This is a genomic window from Mycobacterium sp. NPDC006124 (assembly GCF_040614235.1).
Lineage (GTDB): Bacteria > Actinomycetota > Actinomycetes > Mycobacteriales > Mycobacteriaceae > Mycobacterium.
Genome location: NZ_JBEXUA010000020.1, coordinates 59017 through 65613, shown reverse-complemented (window position 1 = coordinate 65613; position 6597 = coordinate 59017). Strand labels below are relative to the sequence as shown.

Below are 6597 nucleotides of genomic sequence, written 5' to 3'. Positions count from 1 at the left end.
CGATCGAATACGAGGCCATCTACTACGCTAGGAAACCAGCCCAGTCAGAGGCTGCACACCAGTAACCAGGAGTGCATCGAACCCGGGGCGGTTCATACCCGACAGCATAAAGAACGGTCAGCGTGCCCAGCGTCATGATCGACACCATTGCGAACTGCAAGAACTGCTTTCGCGCAAAAGCGAAATCCGTGCGGCCGTCGCGGCGAACGACAACCCCTCCTCAAGGTACCGACCGATCAGCTCCCGATACACCGACAACGCGAGGACCCCGTCGCCAGCCCCAACCGCAACGCACCCGACCGCACGGACCGGTCGAAGACGGCCGCGACCCTCCGGCCGCACGCCGCCTCGTCCCGCTCGACCGAGACGTCCACTACCGCCCCAACACCCTTCGCTCGAACACCAAGTCCCACGCCGTGTCCATCGCCGTCGCGATCGCACCGACCAGAACCGCGTCGTCCCCCAGCTCTCCCCCGAGGATGTCGGGCACCAACGGAATCGTCTCGGCCAGCTCGCGGCGCATCGGGTCGGCCAGCAGGTCGACGTTGCGGCCGATGCCGCCTGCCAACACGATCAAGCCCGGGTCCAGCACCGCGGTCACCACCAAGACCACTCGCGCCAGCTTGGACGCCTCGTCGGCCACCACCTGTAAAGCAAGCTCGTCGCCGGCGCGGGCCGCCTCGAACACCGCCTTCGCCGTCGACAGCGAAAGCCCCGCCTCTCGCGCCGCCGACACCACCGCGTCACCAGCCGCCACCACCTCCACGGGCCCGGGCCGGTGCGACGTCACCCCCGCCGGGACCCGGCCGTAGGGCAGGTCGGCGATCTCCCCCGCCGCCCCACGCGCACCCCGGAACAGGTTGCCGCCGAGCAGGATTCCCAGCCCGATGCCGGTCCCGACGGTCAGGCACGCCACCACGTCGACGCCCTGCGCCGCCCCGCGCGCGTGCTCGCCGACGGCGCACAGGTTCGCGTCGTTCTCCACCAGCACCGTCGACCCGTTGGCGCCCAACATAGCCATCAGCTCGCCCAGCAGCCCGCGCCGCTCCCAGCCGGGCAGGTTGGGCGAGCGGTGCACCGTGCCGGCAGCGGTGTCGGGGATGCCCGGCGTGCCGACCACGGTGACCACGATGTCGTCGTCGGCCAGCCCCGCCTCGGCGACGGCGCGCGCGACCGAGTCGCCGACGGTACGCACCAGCGTGGCGCCCGAGCGGCTGCGGTTGGGCTGCTCGACGCGGGCCACGACCTCGCCGTCCAGGTTGGCGACCGCGACGTGCACCACCCGCCGTCCGACGTCGACCCCGACGATGTACCCCGCGTCCGGCGCGGTGCGGTAGACCACCGCCGCCCGGCCCGGACGGTCCAGCCTCCGACCGATCGGGCGCACCAGACCGTGCTGCTCGAGATCCAGCAGTGCTTGTCCGACAGTGGGTTTCGACAGCCCGGTCGCGGCCGCGATCTCGGGGCGGGTGGCCTCGCCGTGCTCCCGCAGCCGGTCCAGCACCAACCGCTGGTTGAGCGCGCGCATGTTCGCCGGGGTGCCCGCCTGCGGTGCCGTACGGCCGTCCACCGCCACCTCCCATCCCCATCGACTTCGGAAATTTACACGCGAACTGTCGCACACTCGCGCCACATATGTTAAGAAACTTTACTAACAAACTACGACGAAGGAGGTGCGTGATGAGCTCACCGTCCACCGGCGCCACGACGCCCCAGCAGCCGGCGCTGGAACGCCAGATCGGGCCATTGCAGGCCACCGCGATCAACATGACCCAGATGTGCGGCATCGGCCCCTTCGTGACGATCCCCGCGATGGTCGCCACCTTCGGTGGCCCGGAGGCCATGTTCGGCTGGATCGTCGGCGCCCTCCTCGCCCTCGCCGACGGCCTCATCTGGGCCGAACTCGGCGCCGCCATGCCCGGCGCGGGCGGCACCTACATCTACCTTCGCGAGGCCTTCCAGTACCGCACCGGCCGGCTCATGCCGTTCCTGTTCGTCTGGAGCGCGGTGCTGTTCATCCCGCTGATCATGTCCACCGGCATCATCGGCCTGGTCCAGTACCTCGGCTACCTAATCCCCGGCGTCACCGACGACGGCGGAAACACCCTGCTGGGCAAGGCCATCGGCGTCGGCATCACGCTGATCATCATGGCCGCGCTGTTCCGCAAGATCGGCCAGATCGGCAAGCTGACCACGGTGCTGTTCGTCGTCATGCTCGTCGCGGTGTTCAGCACCATCATCGCCGCCTACAGCCACTTCAGCGGAGCACAGGCCTTCGCCTTCACCCCCGGCGCCTTCGGGTCGCACGGCACCTTCTGGGCGGGCCTCGGTGCCGGCCTCATCATCGCCGTCTACGACTACCTCGGTTACAACACCACCGCCTACCTCGGCGCCGAGATGCGCGACCCCGGCCGCACCATCCCGCGGTCCATCGTCTACTCCATCCTCGGCATCATGAGCATCTACTTCCTGCTGCAGATCGGCGTGCTCGGCTCGCTGCCGCTCGAGGAGATCAAGGCCTCCACCTCCGTCGCCTCCTCGGTGCTCGAACAGGCCTTTGGTTCGACTGCCGCGCAAATCATCACGGTGCTCATCGTGGTGGCCGCCATCGGCTCGGTGTTCGCCGGTTTGCTCGGCGGTTCTCGGGTGCCGTTCGAAGCGGCGCGCGACAAGGTCTTCCTACCGGTGTTCGCCAAGCTGCACCCCAAGCTCAATCTGCCGACCGCGGGCGTGATCGCCATGGGTGTCATCACCATCATCGGATCGCTGTTCACCCTGACCACGATCATCAACGCCGCCGTCGCGACGCTGGTGATCATCCAGTCGCTGGCGCAGGTGGCCGCCATCGTGGTGCTACGCCGACGGCAGCCCAATCTCCAACGGCCCTACCGACAGTGGCTCTACCCGGTGCCGACGATCATCGCCCTGATCGGCTGGGTGTACGTCTACTACTCGGCGACCTGGCTGTCGATCGCACTGTCGCTGGGCTGGATCGTCATCGGCTGCGTCGCCTTCCTGATCTACGCCAAGGCCGAGACCACCTGGCCCTTCGGACCCAAGGAGATCCGGGAGACCTACGTCGAGGAGCCCGCCCAGATCTAAGCCTCGGCGTCGGCCCGCTCGTCCTTCAAGCGGTCCTTGCTGCGGATCAGCCGCAACAGCGTCACCAACGCCAGGCCGCCGAGCACGTTGAGCGGTGCGACGTAGCCGAACCATGCCAGCCAGTCGAGGTACCCGAACGGCGTGTTGCCGGAGACGAGGGCGCCGAAGATCAACAGCGAGTCCAGGATCGAGTGGAACATCTGCAAGCCGGCCAACAGGAAGGCACCGGCGACCGCCGCGGCGATCTTGGCCGGCATCGAGTCGGTGCCGTGCTGCATCCGCGTCATCAAGGTGATGGCCATGCCGCCGAGGACCGCCAGCGCGATCGACTCCGGGCCGATCGGCGCGTCGATGTAGTGGCTCGCCGACTCGACGGTCTGCGCCCGCAGCTTCGGAAAGCCCGTCATGATGAGCCACATCACCAGCCAGCCGCCGACCAGGTTGGCCAACAACGTCCCGCTCCACAGCTTCAGCAGCTGGGGCACGCTCGCGCGCTTGGCGACCACCGTCGTCACCGGCACCAGGAAGCCCTCGGTGAACAATTCGCTGCGGCCGAGCAGCAACGCCAGGAACCCGATCGAGAAGGCCAGGCCCGCCAGCAGGGGGTTGTGCGTCTGGTACATCACCGACAGGTAGGCCAGTACGCCGAGCGCCACCTCGGTGCCGCCGAAGAAGCCGGTGGTGAGCACTTCACGCCACGGGCGGTGCAGCCGCTGGGTGCCCTCCCCGATCATCCGCTGGAACGCGTCCTCCAGTTCGTCTTCGATCGGACTGTCGGAGTCGCCGAGGTCGCGCTGATCGGTCTCGGTCACGCTCTTGGCACGTTTGCACTGGTCATCAGAGCCACATACCCCGTTTTCGCGCGCGTCAACGTGTGCCTGGTGGTTTGGTTGGCAAACCCCGGGGTACCTCCGCCCCATGACTACCCGACACTTGCCACGCCTGCTGGGCGCCGCAATCCTCTCCGCCGGCGCACTCCTCGCCACCACCTCGGCCCCGGCCGCATCGGCAGAACCCTGCCCGGACGTGGAGCTCGTCTTCGCCCGCGGTTCCGGCGAAGCCCCCGGTGTGGGCGGTGTCGGCCAGTCCTACGTCGACGCGTTGCGCGGTCAACTGGGCGGGCGCTCGTTGGACGTCTACCCGGTGAACTACGCCGCCAGCACCGACTTCAACAACCGAGAAGTGTTCGCGGGCAGCGTGATCGACGGAGTGAGGGACGCCGGCGATCACGTACGGGCGACGGCGGCGAACTGCCCGGGCACAAAGATCGTGCTGGGCGGCTACAGCCAGGGCGCCATCGTCGCCGGATTCGCCACCGCCGACCGGGCGCCAGCCGGCATCCCCACCGCGGTCGTGCCGCAGCCCCTCCCGGCCGAGGTCGCCAATCACGTCGCCGCCGTCACGCTGTTCGGCAACCCGTCGCCGGAGTTCCTGCAGCAGTACGACGCACCCCAGCTGACCATTGGGGCGAACTACGCCGGAAAGACCCTTCAGCTCTGCGCCCAGGGCGACACCATCTGCGACGGCACGCCGGGCGGGCAGCCGACCTTCGCGCACGCCTCCTACGGCTTCAACGGCATGACCAACGAAGCGGCGACCTACGCCGTCGACCGCATCGCGCCGGCTCCCGCGCCGGTCGGTTAACGCCGCCGTGCTGCTGCCCGCCGCGGCGGGCAGCAGACAGTGGTCGATCACTTGCGAAACTCCCGTCACGTGCGCGTTCGTTCCCCTGTCTAGAGCCTGAGCTGGTGCTACGTTCGGCCACGAAGGTACGTCGTGGGGACGTGCCTGGGAGCGAGCCGACAGGCTCGTCGGGCCTGGGGGGGCTTGGATGGCGCATTCCGTTCATCGGCATGTCGAGCAAGGCGTGAGAATCACACCCGGTAGCTACATCGGGCGTGTCGGGGCGCTGGCAGTGGCGCTGGGAATCGGTGCGGCCGTCGTCACCGGGCAGGGGCTCGGGCTGGGGGTCGCCCATGCCGACGAGCCGTCCTCTGCGGACTCGCCGACCAGTGACACCGGGAGCACGGGTTCGGCGACGGACTCCGAAACGCCAGCCGATGCCGGCGCCGCCGACCATTCGGCCGAGCCGACCACCGGATCCTCGCCCGCCGGCGCTGACGGGTCCGGCTCCTCACCCACCGGCACGGTGCCATCCGTGCCAACGATGAACTACGAGAGTTCGGGTGGCGCGCTCACGTCGGGTTCCGACGACAGCTCTGGAACGTCGGCTAGCCCAGAGCCAACGCCCACGCCTAGCCCCGAGCCGACGTCGACTCAGGCAGCGCCCTTGAGCCACAGCCCGAAACCACCGGTCGCACCCGAGCGCCACGACGCCTCCCCGGGCCCCGTCGACGAAAACCCGGACACATCACCAGGCAATGGCCCCACGACCACGACCAAGCACGACGACATCGATTCCCGCACAGCCACTCTCGGGACGGACGAACCCAAGGGGACAGCGGTCACCGCGGCATCGAGGACCGCGCTCGTACAGACTGACGAGCCTCCGTCGGTGTCGCTTGCAGCAGCCACCCCGCCGACGACGCCGACCCCCGTCCTGCAGGAAGGCCCGATTGCCGCGATCCTGGCCATCCCCGCCGTGGCCGTCCGCATCATCAGCACGGTGGCCGCGACCCTTCTCGCGCCGTTCCTCGGCACGACTCCTCCGATCCCGGCGCAGACACCGATCCTCTGGGCGGTGCTGGCCTGGGTGCAGCGTGAGTTGGAACGAACCTTCGACAACCATGCGCCGACCGCCGACGTCGACGTGGTGACCACCGGCGAGGACACGCCCGTGACCATCGACGTGACGCGCGGCGGCCACGTCGACCCCGACGCCGGTGACGTCGTCACCGTCTCGTCCTTCACTCAGCCTGCCCACGGCACTGTCGCGCTCGTCGGCGGCAAGCTGGTCTACACCCCGGTCGCGGATTACAACGGTCCAGACTCCTTCTCCTACACCGTGTCCGACGCGACCAGCCCGTTTCACGTTCACGGTCTCGGCGGGCTGATCTTCGGCGGCGGTCACTCCGACACGTCGATGATCGCCGTGACGGTCACAGCCGTGAACGACGTTCCGATTGCCAGGAACGACACGCTCGCCGCCCTTCAGGGATCCGGCCCCACCTCGGTCGACGTGTTACGCAACGACACCGACGTGGACACCGGCCAAACGCTCACGGTCACCGGCACCTCGACGGCTGCGCACGGAACGGTTGTCTTCACTGGAACCAACGTCGTCTACACCCCCACTGCGAACTACGCCGGAACCGATTCGTTCACCTACACGGTCGGCGACGGCCAGGGTGGCACCGCCGTCGGCACCGTCGCAGTGACGGTCGTCCTGGTCAACCGTGAGGTCGCCTTCGACGGGCCGGCGATTGGCCCTCTCGTCGTCACCCCGGACGGCAGCCGCGCCCTGCAACTGGTCTCACTACCCGACGCATTCGCCTTCGGCGGCACCAAGGTCTACGTCATCGACACCACCACCGG

General features: G+C 68.4%; 6 protein-coding genes. 3 read left to right on the top strand and 3 right to left on the bottom strand.

Annotation, left to right across the window (positions count from 1 at the left end):
• Positions 1–373: 373 nt before the first annotated feature.
• Positions 374–1570 (bottom strand): ROK family protein, encoded by a 1197-nt coding sequence (locus tag ABZ195_RS26565; protein WP_355222887.1) that lies wholly within the window; start codon positions 1568–1570, stop codon positions 374–376.
• Between the two features lie 110 nt (positions 1571–1680).
• Between ABZ195_RS26565 and ABZ195_RS26560 the strand changes: the two genes are divergently transcribed.
• The gene (locus tag ABZ195_RS26560) at positions 1681–3102 is read left to right on the top strand and encodes an APC family permease (protein WP_355222886.1); all 1422 of its coding nucleotides are present in this window, start codon (positions 1681–1683) and stop codon (positions 3100–3102) included.
• On the opposite strand, the gene ABZ195_RS26555 is transcribed toward ABZ195_RS26560, so the two are convergent.
• Complete coding sequence (locus ABZ195_RS26555; RefSeq protein ID WP_355222885.1) at positions 3099–3914, bottom strand: formate/nitrite transporter family protein; 816 nt, start codon at positions 3912–3914, stop codon at positions 3099–3101. The genes ABZ195_RS26560 and ABZ195_RS26555 overlap by 4 nt on opposite strands.
• A gap of 106 nt (positions 3915–4020) precedes the next feature.
• On the opposite strand from ABZ195_RS26555, the gene ABZ195_RS26550 reads away from it, so the two are divergent.
• On the top strand, positions 4021–4746 hold the full coding sequence (locus ABZ195_RS26550) for a cutinase family protein (RefSeq protein WP_355222884.1): 726 nt from the start codon (positions 4021–4023) through the stop codon (positions 4744–4746).
• Positions 4747–4989: 243 nt separating this feature from the next.
• On the opposite strand, the gene ABZ195_RS26545 is transcribed toward ABZ195_RS26550, so the two are convergent.
• Positions 4990–5250: a hypothetical protein gene (locus tag ABZ195_RS26545; RefSeq protein WP_355222883.1), complete on the bottom strand. Its 261-nt coding sequence runs from the start codon at positions 5248–5250 to the stop codon at positions 4990–4992.
• Between the two features lie 367 nt (positions 5251–5617).
• Between ABZ195_RS26545 and ABZ195_RS26540 the strand changes: the two genes are divergently transcribed.
• Positions 5618–6597 (top strand): Ig-like domain-containing protein (locus ABZ195_RS26540; RefSeq protein WP_355222882.1); only part of this gene is annotated, 980 nt, incomplete at its 3' end.

Coding starts and splice junctions, on each gene's coding strand:
- ABZ195_RS26560 (WP_355222886.1), top strand. CDS start 1,681: ATGAGCTCACCGTCCACCGGCGCCACGACGCCCCAGCAGCCGGCGCTG.
- ABZ195_RS26550 (WP_355222884.1), top strand. CDS start 4,021: ATGACTACCCGACACTTGCCACGCCTGCTGGGCGCCGCAATCCTCTCC.